The sequence below is a fragment of the Mycobacterium sp. AT1 genome, assembly GCF_002043095.1.
Lineage (GTDB): Bacteria > Actinomycetota > Actinomycetes > Mycobacteriales > Mycobacteriaceae > Mycobacterium.
This window is the reverse complement of sequence record NZ_MVOC01000054.1, coordinates 1-18,390: the sequence shown is the minus strand read 5'-3', so window position 1 is coordinate 18,390 and position 18,390 is coordinate 1. Positions and strand designations below refer to the sequence as shown.

18 protein-coding genes are annotated in these 18,390 nt (G+C 66.9%); 11 read left to right on the top strand and 7 right to left on the bottom strand.

The window, feature by feature from the left end; translation table 11 throughout:
• Positions 1-39: 39 nt before the first annotated feature.
• From B1790_RS23745 to B1790_RS23730, 4 genes are all read right to left on the bottom strand, one after another.
• On the bottom strand, positions 40-381 hold the full coding sequence (locus tag B1790_RS23745) for a heavy-metal-associated domain-containing protein (RefSeq protein ID WP_079925740.1): 342 nt from the start codon (positions 379-381) through the stop codon (positions 40-42).
• A 47-nt stretch (positions 382-428) separates the two neighbouring features.
• Entirely contained in the window at positions 429-722 is a 294-nt protein-coding gene (locus B1790_RS23740) for a metal-sensitive transcriptional regulator (RefSeq protein WP_056547365.1), read from the bottom strand.
• A gap of 345 nt (positions 723-1,067) precedes the next feature.
• Positions 1,068-1,724 carry a DUF305 domain-containing protein gene (locus B1790_RS23735; RefSeq protein ID WP_198952102.1) on the bottom strand — a complete coding sequence of 219 codons (657 nt, stop codon included), beginning with the start codon at positions 1,722-1,724 and terminating at the stop codon, positions 1,068-1,070.
• Between the two features lie 94 nt (positions 1,725-1,818).
• A complete protein-coding gene (locus tag B1790_RS23730) occupies positions 1,819-2,232 on the bottom strand; it encodes a DUF6153 family protein (RefSeq protein WP_233165292.1) in 414 nt (137 codons plus the stop codon).
• 80 nt (positions 2,233-2,312) lie between these two features.
• On the opposite strand from B1790_RS23730, the gene B1790_RS23725 reads away from it, so the two are divergent.
• Complete coding sequence (locus B1790_RS23725; RefSeq protein ID WP_233165288.1) at positions 2,313-3,212, top strand: F510_1955 family glycosylhydrolase; 900 nt, start codon at positions 2,313-2,315, stop codon at positions 3,210-3,212.
• A gap of 33 nt (positions 3,213-3,245) precedes the next feature.
• On the opposite strand, the gene B1790_RS23720 is transcribed toward B1790_RS23725, so the two are convergent.
• Positions 3,246-4,175 carry a M56 family metallopeptidase gene (locus B1790_RS23720; RefSeq protein ID WP_079925737.1) on the bottom strand — a complete coding sequence of 310 codons (930 nt, stop codon included), beginning with the start codon at positions 4,173-4,175 and terminating at the stop codon, positions 3,246-3,248.
• Positions 4,172-4,549: a BlaI/MecI/CopY family transcriptional regulator gene (locus B1790_RS23715; RefSeq protein ID WP_079925749.1), complete on the bottom strand. Its 378-nt coding sequence runs from the start codon at positions 4,547-4,549 to the stop codon at positions 4,172-4,174. The genes B1790_RS23720 and B1790_RS23715 overlap by 4 nt, the downstream gene beginning before the upstream one ends.
• A gap of 300 nt (positions 4,550-4,849) precedes the next feature.
• Between B1790_RS23715 and ripA the strand changes: the two genes are divergently transcribed.
• The 6 genes from ripA (at position 4,850) to B1790_RS23685 (ending at position 12,068) form a co-directional block, all read left to right on the top strand.
• Positions 4,850-6,298: an NlpC/P60 family peptidoglycan endopeptidase RipA gene (gene ripA, locus B1790_RS23710; protein WP_079925736.1), complete on the top strand. Its 1,449-nt coding sequence runs from the start codon at positions 4,850-4,852 to the stop codon at positions 6,296-6,298.
• 82 nt (positions 6,299-6,380) lie between these two features.
• Positions 6,381-7,892, top strand: coding sequence for a multicopper oxidase family protein (locus tag B1790_RS23705; RefSeq protein WP_079925735.1), 1,512 nt, complete (start codon positions 6,381-6,383; stop codon positions 7,890-7,892).
• Positions 7,893-8,006: 114 nt separating this feature from the next.
• A complete protein-coding gene (locus tag B1790_RS23700; RefSeq protein ID WP_079925734.1) occupies positions 8,007-8,897 on the top strand; it encodes a polysaccharide deacetylase family protein in 891 nt (296 codons plus the stop codon).
• A gap of 28 nt (positions 8,898-8,925) precedes the next feature.
• Positions 8,926-9,720 carry a response regulator transcription factor gene (locus B1790_RS23695; RefSeq protein ID WP_233165287.1) on the top strand — a complete coding sequence of 265 codons (795 nt, stop codon included), beginning with the start codon at positions 8,926-8,928 and terminating at the stop codon, positions 9,718-9,720.
• Between the two features lie 470 nt (positions 9,721-10,190).
• The gene (gene ripC / locus B1790_RS23690) at positions 10,191-11,309 is read left to right on the top strand and encodes a peptidoglycan hydrolase RipC (RefSeq protein WP_079925748.1); all 1,119 of its coding nucleotides are present in this window, start codon (positions 10,191-10,193) and stop codon (positions 11,307-11,309) included.
• Positions 11,310-11,318: 9 nt separating this feature from the next.
• Positions 11,319-12,068 (top strand): bifunctional 2-polyprenyl-6-hydroxyphenol methylase/3-demethylubiquinol 3-O-methyltransferase UbiG, encoded by a 750-nt coding sequence (locus B1790_RS23685; protein WP_079925747.1) that lies wholly within the window; start codon positions 11,319-11,321, stop codon positions 12,066-12,068.
• 3 nt (positions 12,069-12,071) lie between these two features.
• Here B1790_RS23685 and B1790_RS23680 read toward each other — a convergent pair whose 3' ends face one another.
• Positions 12,072-13,253: an Ig-like domain-containing protein gene (locus B1790_RS23680; RefSeq protein WP_079925732.1), complete on the bottom strand. Its 1,182-nt coding sequence runs from the start codon at positions 13,251-13,253 to the stop codon at positions 12,072-12,074.
• A 746-nt stretch (positions 13,254-13,999) separates the two neighbouring features.
• Between B1790_RS23680 and B1790_RS23670 the strand changes: the two genes are divergently transcribed.
• The 4 genes from B1790_RS23670 to B1790_RS23655 all read left to right on the top strand — a co-directional run bounded on the left by B1790_RS23670 (position 14,000) and on the right by B1790_RS23655 (position 18,312).
• Positions 14,000-14,311: an alkylmercury lyase gene (locus tag B1790_RS23670; protein WP_079925730.1), complete on the top strand. Its 312-nt coding sequence runs from the start codon at positions 14,000-14,002 to the stop codon at positions 14,309-14,311.
• Between the two features lie 284 nt (positions 14,312-14,595).
• Positions 14,596-15,615 (top strand): iron ABC transporter substrate-binding protein, encoded by a 1,020-nt coding sequence (locus B1790_RS23665; protein ID WP_079925729.1) that lies wholly within the window; start codon positions 14,596-14,598, stop codon positions 15,613-15,615.
• Between the two features lie 115 nt (positions 15,616-15,730).
• On the top strand, positions 15,731-17,230 hold the full coding sequence (locus B1790_RS23660; RefSeq protein WP_233165291.1) for an iron ABC transporter permease: 1,500 nt from the start codon (positions 15,731-15,733) through the stop codon (positions 17,228-17,230).
• Positions 17,227-18,312 carry an ABC transporter ATP-binding protein gene (locus B1790_RS23655; protein ID WP_079925728.1) on the top strand — a complete coding sequence of 362 codons (1,086 nt, stop codon included), beginning with the start codon at positions 17,227-17,229 and terminating at the stop codon, positions 18,310-18,312. Before B1790_RS23660 ends, B1790_RS23655 begins: the two co-directional genes overlap by 4 nt.
• Positions 18,313-18,390: the final 78 nt, after the last annotated feature.

The following is an 18,390-nucleotide window of genomic DNA, read 5'->3' as shown; positions in this document are numbered from 1 at the left end:
TTGTCCCTTCCTGTGAGACGCGGGTGCCGGCTGGAGTGGTCAGTCGGTGGTGAGGTGGTAGTCGCCGGCTTCGTCGAGGGCGGCGGCGATCTGCTCACCGGTGACGCCGGCAGTGCTGGTGACTTGCACCGTCGACGTAGCGCCGGGTTTCAGGTCGACGGCTACGTCGGTGACGCCGGGGACTGCGGAGATTTCTTCGGTCACGGCGATGACGCAGTGGCCGCAGGTCATTCCGGTGACGGCGAACGCGGTGACGGTGCTGTCCCGGGTTCCCGTGGCCGGAGTTGTCGGGACGGACGTGGTGTGGGGCGCGCAGCACCCGCAGCTGCCGTCTTCGGTTTGTAGCAGCGGCAGCGGTTCGCGTAGGTCCAGGTTGGTCATGCGACGTCCTTCTTGTGGTGAAGCGGGTTGTGGGAGAACGGTTTTGGTCAGGAGCGGACGAGGCGGGCGATGGCCGCCGACGCCTCGCTGATTTTTTGATCAGCGATGTCGCCGCCTTGTTGGACCGCGGCGCTGACGCAATGGGTGAGGTGCTCGTCGAGCAGCGCGAGCGCCACGGATTCCAGGGCCTTTGTGGCGGCCGAGATCTGGGTGAGGACGTCGATGCAGTAACTGTCGTTCTCCACCATCCGCGCCAACCCGCGAACCTGTCCTTCGATGCGGCTGAGGCGTTTGAGGTGGGCGTCCTTGGACTGGAGGTATCCGGGTGCGGCGTGTTCCATGGGATGATCCGTTCTCGTCGTGTACCCCCAGGGGGTATGACACTGACTATACCCCTAAGGGGTATCGAGTCGTCAAGGGTGACGGGCAGCCGGTGGCGGCGTGCGGCGTTCAGCGACGTGGAATTCCGGGGTTACCTGAGGAACCGCTGGCTCGATTTCCGGTGCGCGCTCGACTGATACGTGGGAAGCCGTTGAGACGGGCAGGTGTGATCGTGGTTTCTGGCCTGGTCGAGCGATCACCGGCTAGTTGCGCCCCATGGGTGCCGTCGTCAGGCTCGAAGACACGGGCCGCAGGGTGCTCGGCGGACGGTTGTCCGCCGAGCACCCCTCGTCGGTCGCCGAGGGTTAGCTCCCGAGCAGTCCCCGCATTTGGGTGATCTCCGCTTGCTGATTGGCGATGATGGCCTGGGCCAGCTTCTTGGCATCGGGGTTGGTGCCGTCGCGCAGCTCGGTGTTGGACATGTCGATGGCGCCGCTGTGATGGTCGATCATCATCTGCAGCCACACCTGGTCGAACGCCTTGCCCGACAGCCCCGTCAGGTTGGTCATCTGCTCGGCGGACATCATCCCTGGCATGTCATGACCGGACATCTCCGTCGACGGCGCGGGCTTGCCGAAACTCGCGAGCAGGCCGGTCATCTGCGTCATCTCGGGCCCTTGAGCCTTCTCGATGTTCTGAGCCAAAGTGATGACCTGCTGATTCTGGGATCGGCTCGGCACCAGTTTGGCCATGTCGACGGCCTGCGCGTGATGGGGGTACATCATCTGCAGGAACATCACGTCGGCGTCGTTGAAGTCGGTGCGAGTAGCACTCGGCGCCGCTGACGCCGACGAGCCGCCATGATCCATTCCGGGCATCGATCCGCTCGTCGCGGTGGAACTGGAGACGGTCGGGGATGCCGAGGTGTCGGATGCGGTGTCGGTACAGCCGGCAACGGTCAGGGCCGCCGCGACGGCGGCGGCGAGCACGGTGGACTTGATGGCGATGGTGGAACTGAACATGACTGCTTTCCTTTACGAATGTCGATGACTGGGTGATGTGAACAGGTGTCCATGGGTGACCTGCTCGTCGTGAGCGGCCACATGTGACTACCTGTCAGACCCGCAGAATCGACAGTTGGTGCAGGGAAAGCACGGTCCAGGGCGGTGCACGCTGACGGCGGCGGTGGGCGCGCCGGATCTTCGGCGCGATGAGCACTGCGTGGCGGGTTCCGATCCAGCACAGCATCGCCAGACCGGCGATGATCGCGATGGCAGTCATGATGAAGACGCAGCCATGCAGCCCGGTGTGCTGCTGGCCGCAATCGTCACCGTGACAGGGTGCGGGCGCCGGGGCGGCGTGCCCACCGGTGGTGTGGTGCTGGCTCGTCGCTGCCATCGCGGGCTGCGCGTCGTGGTCGTGGCCGAGCGTGAACGCCACGGCGTGCATGGTGATGATTCCGCCTAGCAGGGCCACCAGGAGGAGGAGTCGCGCGACGGCGGGCAGCGGTGCCACCCCACGCACGGTCATCACGACTGCCAGCATAGTCGGCACCGGAAGTCATACCCCGCAGGGGTATAGAGTGGCGGTTGTGAATCGCCGAATGCAGGATGCTCAGACCCGATGAACTCGTCCACTTCACCGACAGCCGGCGATGGGCGGGGTGTCGGATGACGGTGATTGCCCGGCTCGCCGCGACGGTTGTGGCGTGCGCACTGACTGTGGCGGTCGCGGCCTGCTCGAATCCGCAATCCCCCTCTGCCGAAGCGGGTTTCACCACGTCGGTGTCGGTGCCCCTGGATGCTCCGCTCAGCCATCTGCACGGCTTGCACGTCAACAGGGGTGGAACGTTGCTGGCCGGAACGCACAGCGGATTGTTCTCGATCGACGTTGCTACGGGCGCGACCGCGCGGGTCGGTGATTCCGATGACGACTTCATGGGATTGGGCGGCGCCTCCGGCACTGATGACCTGGTGTCGTCCGGGCACCCCGGTCCGTCCAGTGATGCGCCGAACCCGCTGGGACTGCGAGCCAGTACCGATGGTGGCCAGACATGGACGACCCAATCTCGGTCCGGTTCGACTGACTTTCACGTCCTGGCCACCGATGGCACGTCGTTGGTGGCCTCCGATGGCCGTGGACTGCAGACGTCGAACGATGGTGGGGTCACGTGGACCACAGGCGCCGAGGTCGCGGTGGGCGCACTGACCATCACACCGTCAGGGGTGTGGGCGGTGACCCCCGATGGTGTGGCGCGCAGTACCGATGGCGGGCGGTCGTTCACCGCGATGCCCGCCGCGCCGCCGCTGGCTCTGATCAGCGGCACCAGTCGCGGTCTGTGGGGCGTCGACGGCGCGGGATACGTCTGGTCTAGCGCGGACGGCGACGCGTGGGACAAGGGAGGCCGTGTCGGCGCGGTGCAGGCATTGACCTCGGGGCCGGACGGCACGGGTTACGCCGCATCGAGCGATGCGGTGTACGTACTGGAACGCTCCGACGCCACGGGGTGAGGTCTTCGGTCCCTCAGCGAGCGGGGGCTTCCGTCAGTGGTGGCAGAGCGCGCTGGTGAAGATCGGGACGGCGATGGTCACGCTGATCGCCGTCCACAGCGTGGCCCGATCGCGCCACCGCACACCGGCAGGCGGGGGCGTCGCCAGTCGGGCTGCGCGGTCGAGCACGGCGGTGTGGGCTGCGCCGAGGGCCGCCGCCGGAACCGTGGGCCGGCCGACGAGCGCTGCCATGCCACACAGCAGTGGGTGTCGGCCGTGGCGGCGAGCCGCGTTGTCGTCGGCGTTCATCTCTAGTAGCCGTGATATGGCGTCGGGCCCGGCGGCCAGCAGCGGCAGCGAGGGTAGTCCGGCGGCGGCGGCACGCAACACCATCAACAGTTGGTGGTGGCGACCGGTCAGGTGCGCGTATTCGTGGGCCAGCACTGCGGCCAATTGGTCGTCTTCGAGGCTTGCCAGCGCCGCGCTGGTGACGACGATGGCGCGCGGACGTCCGGATACGCAGTAGGCCGCGGCCTGGTCGGCGTTCACGACGAACACGTCGGGCCATGGGGTGGGTCGGCCGACGACGCGGGCTGCCATCGCGTGCTTGTGGCTGGTCGTTCGGAGCGTGCGCAGCGTTCTGATGATGCGGAGGCCGAACACGATCGACAACGCCAGGGACGTGCCGATGAGGGTGACGGCAATGGTCGCCGCGACGGGGCGCGACATGTCGATCTGGCCGAGGTGGCCAAGGATCTCCAGACACATCGTCCCGACGACGCTGTTGGAGAGGGCGTCCATGGCGTCGAGCGCCAACACGATCATCGCTGCCGCCCAGGCGCCCAGGACGCCGATGATCGCGGTGAGCCAGGCGGTCACGCCAAGGAGCGGGTTGATTCCGCGTGTGGTGATCTTGGCCAGCACGCGCGGCCCCCACCAACTCATCAGTGCCGCGTACAGCAGGAGACCCGCCGCGACGCTCACGAGCTTGCCCGGCGGTTGATGAAGCGGCGAAGGGTGGTCTTCACCTGCGCTGATTCGGCGTCGTTCATCTGGTCGAGGAAGTGCGACAGCACCAGGTTGGTGTCCCCGCCGGATTCGAAGGCATTGCGCATCAACTTGGCGGAATGCTCTTCGCGGGTCATCGCGGGACGGTAGTGGTAGGCCTTGCCGACCCGTTCGCGTTCCAGCCACCCCTTGCGGTGCAGGTTGTCCATCGTGGAGAGCACGGTGGTGTAGGCGATCACCCGGTCTGCGGCGAGTTCGTCGAAGATGTCGCGGACGGTGCACACGTCGTCGCGGTCCCACACTCGGTCCATCACGACGGCCTCGAGTTCTCCGAAACCTCGAACTCGCACGGCACGCTCCTGCGGTTGGACTGCGACGTCTCGCACCGGCTGCGAGGTCGGACTGATGCAGCCAACTTAGGCCCCGAAAAGCGGTGCGCCAATTTGCGGCGCGCCAATGTCTCGAAACCGTTACAGCTCTGCCCATCACTCGTGACGGGAGTTACACCTGGGTCCCGAGTGATGTACGGTCCGACAACGTACTGCCTAACTACGTACTACCGCGTTACGTAGTACGACGGGTGATGCGATGCGCGGGCGCATCGCGCAGGGACGTGGGCGCGATTCGAGTCGTAGGGAGACCACAGGCGGATGGCAATCAGTCGGCATTTGGGCCGCATCGTGTCGGTGGTCGCTGCCGCCGCGCTCGCGGTGACCTCGATGAGCGCGCCCGCCCCCGCGCGCGGGGAACCGGGACCCGTCGCCGGGGGTGCGGACACGGTGACCGCCCTGATCGTCCGGGTAGCCGAGGCGGATCAACGGTTGCAGCAACTCGGTGCCCACATTCAGGATCGCCAGGAAGGCGTGAACAAGGCGATCGCCGAAGTCCAGACCGCGCGCGACGCGGCCGAGACGGCACGCCGCGACGTGGAGACCAGCCAGCTGGCCGTGCGGGAGGCCAACACTGCCATCGCCGCCGCGCAGCAGCGGTTCGACACCTTCGCCGTCGCGGCCTACGTCAACGGCCCCTCCGATTCCTACCTGACGGCGGCCAGTCCCGAGGACGTCATCGGTGCCGCGGGGACGGGCCAGGCGCTGCAGATCAGCGTCGAGAAGACCAGGGCGGACCTCGCGCGGGCGCGCACCCTAGCGGTGAACGAGGAGTCCTCGGCTCGGGCGGCTCGGCAACGCGCAGACGAGGCTGCGGCACGGGCCCGAACCAGCATGGACGCCGCGGTCACGACGTTGTCCGAGGCTCAACGGCAGTTCGGTGCCCAGCAGGCCGAGGTGGATCGTGTCGCCGAGCAGCGCCGAACGGCCCGGGCCCGGCTGGATGCCGCCCGCACGCGGTCGACGGCGAGCGGGACGGTGACGTCGAGCGGCACCGGGACGGCGATGGGGGCGCCCGCCGTACCCACTGCCGCCGCCGGCTGGGACCGGGCGGCCCCGCACGATTCCGAGGCTGCGACGCCCTCCGGCACCGGGCAGTGGGACACCACGCTGCCCATGGTGCCCAGCGCGAACGTCGCCGGTGATCCCGTCGCGATCATCAACATGGTGCTTCAGATCTCGTCCACGTCAGCGCAACTCACCGCTGACCTGGGCCGCCAGTTCCTGACGACGATCGGGATCCTGCCGCAGGCCAGCGCGGCCGTCGATCCCGGGATCACCAATGGGCGCATCCCGCGGGTGTACGGACGGCAAGCGTCCGAATACGTCATCCGTCGCGCGATGTCACAGCTCGGCGTGCCGTACTCGTGGGGTGGAGGGAACGCCAACGGTCCGTCCAACGGCATCGACCAGGGCGCGGGAACGGTGGGCTTCGACTGCTCAGGGCTCTACCTGTATGCCTTCGCAGGGGTGGGCATCAAGCTCGACCACTACTCGGGATCGCAGTACGACGCCGGCCGCAAGATCCCGTCCTCGCAGATGCGCCGTGGTGACCTCATCTTCTACGGGCCCAACGCCAGCCAGCACGAAGCCATGTACCTGGGCGACGGCCAGATGCTGGAGGCGCCCTACACCGGGTCCACGGTCAAGATCTCCCCCGTGCGGACCAGCGGAATGACCCCGTATGCCACCAGGCTCATCGAATACTGATGACACACAGGAACACGCAGCAGAATGGCCGGATGCCCCGCGGCCGACACGTGGCCAGCACACATCCGAAACGGCACCTGCCATGACCCGACGCACGCCGCATCGGCTCCAGCTGAGCCGGCGGGAACTCCTCGCCGCCAGCGCCACCATCGCCGGTGGCATCGTGTTGTCCGGCTGCGCCAGGACGCCTGATCCCACAGCCACCAGGCAGGCCGACATCGACACCGTCGAGGCTGCGCGGCCGCACACCGGACGCACGGTCACGACGACACTCACCGCGAAGCCCGCGGTCCTCGACCTGGGCGGTACCCGCGCCAGCACACTGGCCTACGGCACCGACCTCCCCGGCCCGCTCATTCGCGCCGACGTCGGTGACGAACTCGCCATCACGCTGGTCAACCGGCTCACCCATCCGACGTCACTGCACTGTCACGGCATCGCTCTGCGCAACGACATGGACGGTGCCACCCCAGCCACCCCCAACGTCGAGCCGGGAGGTGACTTCACCTACCGCTTCTCGGTTCCCCATCCCGGAACGTATTGGGCGCACCCCCACACCGGCCTCGACGCCGACACCGGCCTATACCTACCGCTCATCGTCGACGACCCCGCCGAGCGGGGTGACTACGACGTCGAGTGGATCGTCGTACTCGACGACTGGACCGACGGAATCGGCAAGACGCCCGAGCAGATTTGGCGTGATCTGTCCGGCGGAGGGTCCGCGGCGCACGACGACATGCCGGGCATGGGTGCGATGCCCGCGATGGAGGGCGTGGGCACCAGCCCGTTGCTCGGCGGGGACGCCGGGGACGTGAACTATCCCTACTACTTGATCAACAGCCGAATCCCCTCTGCAGCAACGGTGTTCACCGCCACGCCTGGGCAACGAATCCGGCTGCGGATGATCAACGCCGGGTCGGACACCGCGTTCCGGGTCGCACTGACCGGCCACTCCATGACGGTCACCCACACCGACGGATATCCGGTCGTCCCGGCCGACGTCGACGCGGTGCTATTGGGGATGGGTGAGCGCTACGACGCGATCGTCACCGCCGGCGACGGTGTCTTCGCGCTCGTGGCCATGCCCGAGGGGAAGAACGGGGTGGCGCGCGCCCTGCTGTCCACCGGTGCGGGCGCCGGACCCGACGCCGGATATCAGCCACCCGAGATGGCGGGCCGCGTCGGCACGGCGGCGATGTTCGTCGCCACCGAGGCCGCATCGTTTCCCGCCGGTGCGCCCGACACCTCCCTGACCGCGGAGCTGACCGGGTCCATGATGAGCTACGACTGGTCGATCAACGGGGTCACCTTCCCCGACGCTCAACCCATGACGGTTCAGCAGGGTCAACGGGTCAGCCTCACCTTCCGCAATTCCACGACGATGTGGCATCCAATGCACCTGCACGGACACACGTTTCAGATCATGCGGCCCGACGGAAGCCTGGGTGCCCGCAAGGACACCGCGATCGTGCTACCGAGGCAAACGGTGAGCACGACGTTCGTCGCCGACAATCCTGGCGTCTGGATGATGCACTGCCACAACACGTATCACCAAGAGGCTGGCATGATGACCAGTGTCGACTACGCGACGTGAGCACGGTGCCAGTAGGTCTCGATCATGACGACCTGAGCAGAGCCACCCGGGTGTCACCCCGAACGCGGACACATTTGAATGCACCGCGGCAATCCACGGACAGGAAGGCATCCGATGACACGGCGTGACGACGGGCCCTGGTACATCGGCTCGCATCGAATCAGGTGGCTACCAGTGGCCGCCGTGGTCGCGGTCGTCGCGCTGACCGGAGCGCTGATGGTCGTGGCCGTGAAGAACCGATCCGCCGATCCGGACACGGTCGACTGCACCCACGCCAAGTGCGTGGCACTGACCTTCGACGACGGACCCACCCCGTTCACCGACCGGCTCCTTCGCGTGCTGACCGCCGACGACGCGAAGGCCACCTTCTTCCTCGTAGGCAACAAGGTCGCCGCCGACCCGGCAAGCGCGCGACGCATCGCCGACGCCGGGATGGAGATCGGCAACCACACCTGGGAACACGCCAACATGTCCACCGTTCCGGTGCAAGACATCCCCGATCAACTCTCCAAGGGCACCTCGGCCATTGCCGCCGCCACCGGTCGGGCACCCGTCCTGTTGCGGACCGCCGGCGGCTTGATCAACGACGCGGTGCTCGCCGAGGCGAAACGGCAGGGGCTGGCCGACATCAATTGGGACGTCATCCCGTTTGATTGGATCAACGACTCCAACACCGACGCCACGCGCTACATGCTGATGACCCAGATCACCCCCGGCTCGGTGGTGTTGCTGCACGACACCCACTCGAGCACCGTGGACCTCGTCGAGCAGTTCATCCCGGTGCTCAAGGCCAACGGCTATCACCTGGTTACCGTCGGCCATCTGCTCGGCCCCCGTGAGCCTGGGAGCAGCTACGGCAGTCGGGTCAACGGCCCACCGGCCCACGACCTCGCCGACATCCCCGCCGACCAGATCCCCGCCCTTCCGCTAACGCCGTCGCCCGCGCCTGCTCGCAACCTGCCGATCACCGACATTGCGAACCAGAACCCTGGCGGTCCACAGTGAGCCCGACAGCTGCGCCTCCAACATTGCAGTGGCTACCCAAATGTGTTGGATCGCGCGCGCATTGGCGGCCGGTGTGACTCAGGTGGCGCAGTGTCCCTCGGCAGAGCCGATCCCGGGATCGGGTCGCCTTCGGGCCGTGGTCGTCGACGACCGCCGGCCCGTGGTGGGAAGCCTCGCTTACTTCATGCAGCGGGAGCAGTTCGTCGTTCACATGACCACCGGCGTCGTGGACACGGTCCAGTCGGCGGTCGACAACGACCCCGACGTCATCGTGCTCGACTTGGCGGTCCCAGGACTCGACGCGTTCGAAGTCTGTCGCCAATTGCGCTCAGTGACCAGTGCCTATGTCGTGGTGCTCTCGGCGCGTCAACGCGTCCTTGATGCGATCGGGGCACCGGTTGCGGCGGACGTATTCATCGCCGACCCCATCAGTCCCCGCGAACTCGTATCACGTCTGCGCGCCATGATGCGCCCGACGCGTTCGGCGCCGGACACGGTGCCCGAAGCGGTGGTAAGGCGTCCGTCGCGGGTATCGAACGGTCTGCGCATCGACGTTCCGCGCCGCCGCGCACATTCCGATGGGGTTCCGTTGGCGCTTACTCGGATCGAGTTCGACGTGCTGGCGGCACTGGCGGCGCGGCCCGGTGTCGTTCTGACCCGGCGGCAGCTGGTGGCGGCGGTGTGGGGCGACTCGCGTCCGATCAGTCGGGCGCTTGTCGAGGCGCACATCGGTGGGCTGCGCCGCAAGCTCGGTGATGACCCGGCGGCCCCCCGACACGTGTCGACGGTGCGCGGCAGCGGCTACCGTCTTGCCACGAGGTGACATCCGCTGGCTAAGGCGATCTGGAGCCGTTCTCTGCGCGACTAGTCGCCGGATCGCATCTACTGTGTTGCGACGTACTGCTTTAGTGCGTAGGTTCTTGGTCAGGGTTCGGCAACGGAGGTCATGACCATGGATCCTGCAATGTGCGCGTGTTGTGACGCGATGGCTGCCGCCGCTGCCACGGGCTGCTGCCCGCCGATGGCGATGCCGATGCCACCACCGCCGCCCCCACCGCCGATGTAGACGAAGCCAGTCGTAGGCAGTGAGTCTGGGTCGACGGGCCTCGGCGTCGACCGACGTTCTCAACTGGAGGTCATGGGGATGCCGCGGTTCATGCGCGCGCTGATCGCTGCCGCGACAGGAGTGGCCCCGATCTCGATCGGGTCCTCCAACCAGAACGACGGCACCCAGGACTGGCAGATCTGATGCAGAACAACGCGCGACACCGCGTTGGCTTGCGTGCCCTCGCCATGGTGAACGGCCTGACCGCGATATCTCATCGTCTCGTTGCCGCCTTGCTGGCGATGCTCATCCTCTCCACCGGGGTCATCGCTGCCGACGTGCGAGCCGACCCCGCCTCCGACGCGCTGGCCCAGCTCAACGAACTGTCGCGCGAGGCCGAGCAGACCACCGAAGCCATGCATTCGGCCCAGCTCAGCCTTGATGCGGCGGTGGCAGCGGAGGACGTCGCCGAGCGAAGGAATGTCGGCGATCTCGCCGTTGCGAAGGTCGCGCAGGGAGAACTCGACACTTATCAGACCGCCGTCGACGAGGTTGCGGCAGCCGAATACATGGGCGGACCCACCGACGGTCTGACTGGCATTCTGACCGCGAACTCGCCGCAACAGCTGATCGATCACCTTGCCGTGCAGAACGCCATGGGCACTGAGATGGCGACGACGATGCGCCGCTTCCGGGAGGCCCGAGTACGGGCCGATACCGCTGAAAGGGCCTCGGCAGCTTCGGCTTCCGAGGCGCGTACCGCCGCAGAGCACGCCCGCGCCGTCCGCGCCGAATTGCAGGCCAAGCAGAGTCAACTCCGGTCGCAGATCGCGTTGGTCAAGTCTAGATACGACGCGCTTACCCCTGACCAGCAGTCCGCATTGGCGGCCCTGCCACCGCCAGTCGTCGTATCGGCGCCCGGGCCTGACGTGCTGGCCGGTGGTGAGGTCGTGCCACCCATCGACGGTCTACCACCGGGTGAGGTCACCGCCCCCGACGCGGTGCCCCCGTTGGGTGAGGGGTCCGGGAACGCGGCGGTCGTCCAAGCGGCCCTGACCCGTATCGGCTCCCCCTACTCGTGGGGTGGTTCTGGGCCGAACGCGTTCGACTGCTCGGGTCTGATCATGTGGGCGTTCCAGCAGACCGGTAAGTCGCTGCCGCATTCGAGTCAGTCGCTCGCCACCGGTGGTCAGCCCGTCTCGCGAGACGACCTGCAACCCGGCGACATCGTGACCTTCTACTCCGATGTGTCGCATGCGGGGATCTACATCGGGGACGGAATGATGGTGCACGCTTCGACCTACGGCACCCCCGTTCGCGTCGCGCCGGTGGATTCGTCGCCGTTCCACAACGCGCGCCGGTACTAGGTGCCCGTCGTGCGCAAAATTTTGAAGGCCGCCGGTCGGGCCGTGCCCGCGCAGGGGATTCCTCGCAGGATCGCCGACGCACGCAACTACTGGTCCGCGTCGTCGGGCGATGCTTGGTCGTTAGACTCTCACTGGCGCAACGGTCTTGGCGAGGAGGCGTGGCTGGAGGTTGGTCGAGACCATCTCGACATCTTTCACCGGTTCGCCACGGGACTCGACCTCCCGTCCAGTCCCGGTCGGGTGATCGAATGGGGCTGCGGCGGCGGTGCGAACGCCGTCGCGTTCGCGCCCATCGCCTCGACATTCCTTGCCGCCGACGTCGCGCCCGAGAGTGTCACGGAGTGCGTGCGACAAGTTCGGGCGGTCTGCCAGACCCCCGTCGAACCGGTGCACGTCGACATCGAGAATCCCGAGCGGGCCGTGGACGGCCGCGAAGGATCCTGCGACACGTTCGTGTGCCTCTACGTCCTCGAACTCACTGCAGGCCCGGAGGAGGCGCTTCGCATCGTTCGGATCGCCGAGCGGTTGTTGGTCAGCGGTGGACTGGCCTTCATTCAGGTGAAGTACCGGACCGCGGATCGCCGTACGCGCGGCCATCGACGCGACTACCGTCGAAACCTGGCCAACATGACGACCTTTGGTATCGACGAGTTTTGGTTGCGGACGATCGACTGTGGCCTGATACCGAAGCTGATCACACTGGTTCCTCGGAACCGGCTGGACGCCCGATACGCCTATTACGCGCTGACCAAACCCTGAACCTCACCCCTGCTGGGTTGGGCTGATCGCGTTCCCGGCCTGCCACTGGTCCCAGGGAATGTTCCAGTCGCCTAGGCCGTCGGTGCCCGGCAGCGTCGGGCCCACGGTATTGAGGACCTGGACGATGTCGCCGCGCTTGGTGTTGTCGTAAAACCACTGGGCGTTGCTGGTGCTGACGTTGAGGCAGCCGTGGCTGACGTTGCTTCGGCCCTGGCTGTTCACCGACCAGGGTGCGGCGTGAACGTAGATGCCGCTGTATGACATTTGGGTGGCGTACTCGACTTCGAGGCGGTAGCCCTCCGCCGAATTCACCGGGACACCGTACGTGGAAGAATCCATGACGAGTTCGCGGTAGCGATCACCGATGACGTAGGTGCCGTTGTCGGTTGGCGCGCTGTTCTTGCCCATCGAGATCGGCATCGTCTTGACCACTGCACCGTCGACCCGGATGGTCAACGTCTTGGTGGTGTCGTCGGCGGTCGCGATGACCTCGTCGCCCACGGTGAAGCGCGAGGTGACGTCGTCCTGGCCGAAGAGGCCGTCGCCGAGGGCGACTCCGTAGGTGTCCACTGCGACGACGACGGCGGTACCTGGCTTCCAGTAATCCTTGGGCCGCCAACGGACTTCACGGTCACTAAGCCAATAGAACGCGCCCTCGACGGGGGGTTGGCTCGTGATGGTGATGGCCTTCTCCGCTGCCGACCGGTCGAGAATGTTCTCGTCGAACCGGATCGCCACCGGCTGACCGACTCCCACCACTTCGCCGTCATTGGGCAGCACGTAGGGCATGGTCAAGTCTTCGGGCGAGCTGGTCCGAAACGTCACCGTGTCCTGTGTGACGCCGCCCAATCCGCGTGCTTCGGCCCGCAACGTGTAGCGCTTGTTGTAGCCCAGCGGCTCCGCCGTCGCCCACGTCAGCCCGTCGCCGCTGAGCTTGCCGGCGACTGCTTTGCCGTTGTCGTTGATGAGGCTGACCGCGCCCAACACTCCCGCGCTGGCACGGACGGTGACCGGAGAGTCCACCTCCACCCCGACGGCACCGTCGGTCGTCGACGTTTCGAGCGTGGGCTCCAAGAGGTTCGAGTACGGGTCACCCTTGTCGGAGATGACCTGTGCCGGCGCTGGCGGCGCCGGCGACGGAGCGCCGCCGGCGCACGCAGTGGCCGCCAAGGCGAGGACGATCATTGCAGCGAGTGCCCTGAGGTATCGGCCAAAACCTCTATGGGGCAGGTAAATCACGAGACGTCTTGCGCTATCGGACGCAACTGCCGAGTGTTCAGGTTTCGGCGACGACCGCAGATCATAAGCCGGCGTTTGAGCGGCCGACGTTCGGACGTTCCTGTCGGCTGATGGCATGGTGGTCCTCCGCGTTCTGGCTGAATTGCGTCGTGGAGCCCCCTGCTGGCTTCAGGAACTCACGTGGGTCCATCCTACGGCCTTGCTACGTAGATCGTCATTCGGCAATTTCCGTGTTCACCCAGGGGGTGGACATCTCCCGGGCATGGTTGCTCGGAGCTGTCGTGAGCGCGCTGCTGCTCATTCACCGTCCCGCAGATATGTCAGCGATGGACTCGGTGGTCGATCGAGCACGGCTGTACGTAGTGCTTGGGCAAGACTGTGTGGGGTGGGAAGTCGTCTCGGCACTCGTCAACAGCCCAGATGCGTAGCGGCACGAGACCACGAAGATGCGGGCGCGGACTGTTGAGCTTGCCGCGGCCGGCAGTCCCAACACGACGACCAGCGCCAATGTGAGACACGCGCTCGAGACAGGAAACGAGACACTGCGACCGCGGGCGACGCAGCGCCGTGTAACGGGCTAGGCGATCTCTCGTTTGTCTGCAACCGAGACAACAGACAGGAATCGTGCGGACACGATCCGTAGGAGGAATGTGAAGCCTTTGCCGCTCGTCACGTGTTGCACACTCAATCAGATGAGAGTGGAGATTGTTTACTTCGACGGGTGCCCGAATTGGCAGGAAGCCGGTACCCGTGCGGCGGCAGCAGCAGCAGGATTTGCAGACGTCGAGATCGCGTACCGGCGGGTCACTACCGACGAAGAGGCGGCGGCCTCACCGTTCGCAGGCTCTCCAACCATCCTCGTCGACGGCACAGACGCCTTTGACGATGCGGTGCCGGTGAAAGTGTTGGCGTGCCGGTTGTACCAGACCGATGGCGGCGTGAGTGGATTGCCGACAGTCACCCAGCTGACCAATGCGTTCCGGCGACGACAGTCGCGCAGCTAACCAACGCCTGCCGCTGACGTGAGAACAGGAACCAGACCGTCGCGTTTGTTTAGAACTGAGACCCGGTGCTCTGCAGGAAGATGAATCCTCAACCGGTGTAAGGGGCGGCATTGAAGACGTTTCGTCGCGGCGGACGGCCCTATCGGGCCAGGCCCGCGGTGGGGTTGGTTCCCGAGCAGTAGTGGCGGTCAGGTGAGCGGGGCACTGGGGCGGTAGGGTCTACCGCCGACAGCGGGCAGGGTATGTTGCCTTAGGCAATCCTCTCCTTACAGAAAGGTCGGTCGATGTCTGCCCGTAGGAGTCGCATCGCCGCACTGGTGTCCGTTGTCGCGTTCGCCGTCGGACTGACTGCCTGCTCGTCGTCCTCAAACGAGGAGAATGGTCTGCTGATCTACAACGCGCAGCACGAGTCGCTGACCAAGGAGTGGATCGAGGGCTTCACCAAGGAGACCGGCATCAAGGTCACCTACCGCCAAGGCGGCGACACCGAACTGGGCAACCAGCTGATCGCCGAGGGCGGCTCATCGCCGGCCGACGTGTTCCTCACCGAGAACTCGCCCGCCATGGCCGCCGTCGAGAAGGACGGCCTGTTCGCCGACGTCGACAAGTCCACCATCTCCCAGGTGCCGCCGCAGTTCCGCCCCACCACCAGCAAGTGGACCGGCGTCGCCGCCCGCACCACCGTGTTCGCCTACGACAAGACCAAGCTCACCGAGGCTCAGCTGCCCCGGTCGATCATGGATCTCGAGAAGCCCGAGTGGAAGGGCCGCTGGGGCGCCCCGCCGGTCAAGCCCGACTTCCAGGCCATCGTCGCCGCCATGCTCGAACTGACCGGTGAGCAGGCCACCAGCGCGTGGCTGTCCGCCATGAAGGCGAACGCCGAGATCTACTCCGACAACATCGCCACGTTGCGCGCGATCAACGACGGCCAGGTCGAGGGCGGGATCATCTACCACTACTACTGGTTCCGCGATCAGTCGCAGACCAAGGAGATCTCGGGCAACACCGCGCTGCACTACTTCCGCAACCAGGATCCCGGCGCCTTTGTCTCGATCTCCGGCGGCGGCATCCTGAACTCCAGCAAGAAGAAGGACGACGCGCAGAAGTTCCTGGCCTACGTCACCAGCAAGGCCGGCCAGGAAGTGCTCGAGAAGGGCACCTCGTACGAATACCCCGTCGCCAGCGGCGTGCCGGCCAACCCCGCGCTGGTACCGCTGGCCGACCTGCAGGCACCCACCGTCAACCCGTCGGGCCTCGACGCGCAGAAGGTCACCGACCTGATGACGAAGGCGGGCCTGCTCTAAATGAGCGTGTGACGTGGTCACCACCGACGCGCCCGCGGTCGACGCGGCGCTGACCGGCGCCCTATCGCCATCCGCCCTGCCGGGCCGGGCGACCGCCACCCGGCCCGGACCGGTCATGACAGCCGGTGTCGCGCTCCTGGTCCTCGCGACGTTCGTACCGATCGGGTACGTCGCCTGGTCGGTGGTGTCGCTGGGGCCTAGGCGGGTCTGGGAACTCCTCGCACGGCCGCGGGTGCTCGAACTGTTCATCAACACCGTCGGTCTCGTCGTCGTCACGGTGCCGATCTGCATCGTGCTCGGCGTCGGTGCGGCATGGCTGGTGGAACGCTCCGACGTCCCGGGCCGGGCGATCTGGCGACCGCTGTTCGTCGCCCCCTTGGCGGTGCCCGCCTTCATCAACAGCTACGCCTGGGTCAGCGTCGTCCCGACCCTGCACGGTTTCGGCGCGGGCATTCTGGTCGCGTCGCTGTCGTACTTTCCGTTCGTCTACGTCCCCGCGGCCGCGACGTTGCGTCGCCTCGATCCGGCGATCGAGGAGTCCGCTCGCGCGCTCGGTTCGAGCCCTTCGGCGGTGCTGCGGCGCGTGGTGCTGCCGCAGCTGCGCCTCGCCGTCCTCGGCGGCGGACTGCTCATCGGTGTGCATCTGCTGGCCGAGTACGGCGCGTTCGCCATGCTGCGCTTCTCCACGTTCACCACCGCGATCTTCGAGCAGTTTCAGGCCACGTTCGACGGCGCGGCCGGCAGCACGCTCGCGGGCGTTCTGATGCTGCTGTGCCTGGTGCTGCTCGTCAGCGAGGCCGGGGTGCGCGGCGACGCCCGCTACGCCAGACTCGGATCCGGCGCGCAGCGGGTCTCGTTGCCACATCCACTGGGCGCCATGACCTTTCCCGCCTCAGCCGCGCTGGGCGCGCTGGCCGTGCTCGCCCTGGGCGTTCCGGTGTGGACGATCGTGCGGTGGCTGTGGATCGGCGGCAGCGACGTGTGGACGCTTGGCGAGATCGTGCCGTCGACGGTGCAGACCGTGGCGCTGGCCGCCGGGGCGGCGGCGCTGACGACGGCGTTGGCCTTCCCGTTCGCCTGGATCGCGGTGCGCCACCGCGGGTTCTTCGCCCGCTTCGTCGAGGGTTCGAACTTCGTGACCAGTTCGATGCCGGGCATCGTGACCGCGCTCGCGCTCGTCACCGTGGCGATCCGCTTCGCGCCGCCGCTGTACCAGACGGCGACGCTGGTGCTCGCGGCCTACGTGCTGATGTTCATGCCGCGCGCGATGGTGAACCTGCGGTCGGGTCTGGCCCAGGTGCCCCCGACACTGGAGGAGGCGTCGCGCTCGCTGGGCGTGTCGCCCACCCGCACGCTGTGGCGAGTCACGCTGCGGCTCACCGCGCCCGCGGCCGCCGCGGGCGCCTCGCTGGTGTTCGTCGCCGTGGCCACCGAGCTGACCGCCACCCTGCTGCTGGCACCGACGGGCACCAACACCCTCGCGATGCGGTTCTGGTCGCTGTCGAGCGAACTGGCCTACGCCGGCGCCGCACCGTATGCCCTGTTGCTCGTCGTGCTGGCGGTCCCGGTCACCGTCGTGCTGTTTCAGCAGTCGAGCAGGGCGGCCGCGCTATGACCAACAACAACGGCGCCACCGGCAACGCGCTCGACGTCACCGGTCTGGTCAAGTCCTTCGGCAACCACACCGTGCTGCACGGCATCGACCTCGGCGTGACCGCGGGCACCATCACCGCGGTCGTCGGCGCCTCCGGCTGTGGCAAGACCACACTGCTCCGTCTGGTTGCGGGCTTCGAGAACCCGGACGGCGGAACGATTTCCATCGCCGGACGCCAGGTGGCCGCCGCCGCAAGCAGCACCCCCGCGCACCGCCGTGACGTGGGTTACGTGGCACAGGACGGCGCGCTATTCCCGCACCTGACCGTGGGCCAGAACATCGCCTACGGGTTGTCCGGCCGCCGCAAGCGCTCCTCGGAGCGCGTCGCCGAACTACTGGCCACCGTTTCCCTGGACGAGTCCTACGCCGCGCGCCGCCCCCATGAACTCTCCGGTGGGCAGCAGCAGCGCGTGGCTCTGGCCCGCGCTCTCGCCCGCCAACCCGCGCTCATGCTCCTCGACGAACCGTTCAGCGCCCTCGATACCGGACTGCGGGCGTCGACCCGCAAGGCCGTCGCGACACTGCTCTCCGATGCCGGTGTCACTACGCTGATCGTCACCCACGATCAAGAAGAGGCGCTGTCGATCGCCGACCAGGTCGCGGTCATGCGCAACGGCCTGTTCACCAAAGTCGGTACCCCGCAGGCGGTTTACCGCGAACCCAATGACCGTTTCACCGCCGAGTTCCTCGGGGACTGCGTGCTCCTGCCGTGCACGGTGACCGGTGGGGTCGCCACCTCCGCGCTGGGTCGCTTGCCGGTCCGGGGGTCCGTACCCGACGGCGGCGGCACGCTGATGCTTCGCCCGGAACAACTGGAGGCCACGGCCGTCTCCGATGACGACCTCGGCGACGGCATGGCGACGGTCCTGGACTCGGAGTTCCGCGGCCACGACGTCCTGCTCACCGTTGACCTCGGCGGTGACGCCGCCCCGATCACCGTCCGCCAGCACAGCGTCGCGCCGCCCGCGGTCCACGCGAAGGTCCGCATCCACGTCACCGGTGCCGCCGTCGTGTTCGGTGACCGCCAACGCGACGGCCGATGACGGCGCCATGATGTTCGAACGGCTCGTCGATCACCTGGCCTGCCACGGTGACGACGTCGCGGTGATCACCGCCGAGAA

Excerpts from the sequence above, each read along its gene's own strand:
- B1790_RS23655 (WP_079925728.1), top strand. The coding sequence starts at position 17,227 with ATGACCAACAACAACGGCGCCACCGGCAACGCGCTCGACGTCACCGGT.
- B1790_RS23730 (WP_233165292.1), bottom strand. The coding sequence starts at position 2,232 with ATGACCGTGCGTGGGGTGGCACCGCTGCCCGCCGTCGCGCGACTCCTC.
- B1790_RS23660 (WP_233165291.1), top strand. The coding sequence starts at position 15,731 with ATGACAGCCGGTGTCGCGCTCCTGGTCCTCGCGACGTTCGTACCGATC.
- B1790_RS23735 (WP_198952102.1), bottom strand. The coding sequence starts at position 1,724 with ATGTTCAGTTCCACCATCGCCATCAAGTCCACCGTGCTCGCCGCCGCC.
- B1790_RS23665 (WP_079925729.1), top strand. The coding sequence starts at position 14,596 with ATGTCTGCCCGTAGGAGTCGCATCGCCGCACTGGTGTCCGTTGTCGCG.
- B1790_RS23700 (WP_079925734.1), top strand. The coding sequence starts at position 8,007 with ATGACACGGCGTGACGACGGGCCCTGGTACATCGGCTCGCATCGAATC.
- B1790_RS23725 (WP_233165288.1), top strand. The coding sequence starts at position 2,313 with ATGCTCAGACCCGATGAACTCGTCCACTTCACCGACAGCCGGCGATGG.
- B1790_RS23740 (WP_056547365.1), bottom strand. The coding sequence starts at position 722 with ATGGAACACGCCGCACCCGGATACCTCCAGTCCAAGGACGCCCACCTC.
- B1790_RS23680 (WP_079925732.1), bottom strand. The coding sequence starts at position 13,253 with ATGATCGTCCTCGCCTTGGCGGCCACTGCGTGCGCCGGCGGCGCTCCG.
- B1790_RS23745 (WP_079925740.1), bottom strand. The coding sequence starts at position 381 with ATGACCAACCTGGACCTACGCGAACCGCTGCCGCTGCTACAAACCGAA.
- ripA (WP_079925736.1), top strand. The coding sequence starts at position 4,850 with ATGGCAATCAGTCGGCATTTGGGCCGCATCGTGTCGGTGGTCGCTGCC.
- B1790_RS23705 (WP_079925735.1), top strand. The coding sequence starts at position 6,381 with ATGACCCGACGCACGCCGCATCGGCTCCAGCTGAGCCGGCGGGAACTC.
- B1790_RS23670 (WP_079925730.1), top strand. The coding sequence starts at position 14,000 with ATGAGAGTGGAGATTGTTTACTTCGACGGGTGCCCGAATTGGCAGGAA.
- ripC (WP_079925748.1), top strand. The coding sequence starts at position 10,191 with ATGGTGAACGGCCTGACCGCGATATCTCATCGTCTCGTTGCCGCCTTG.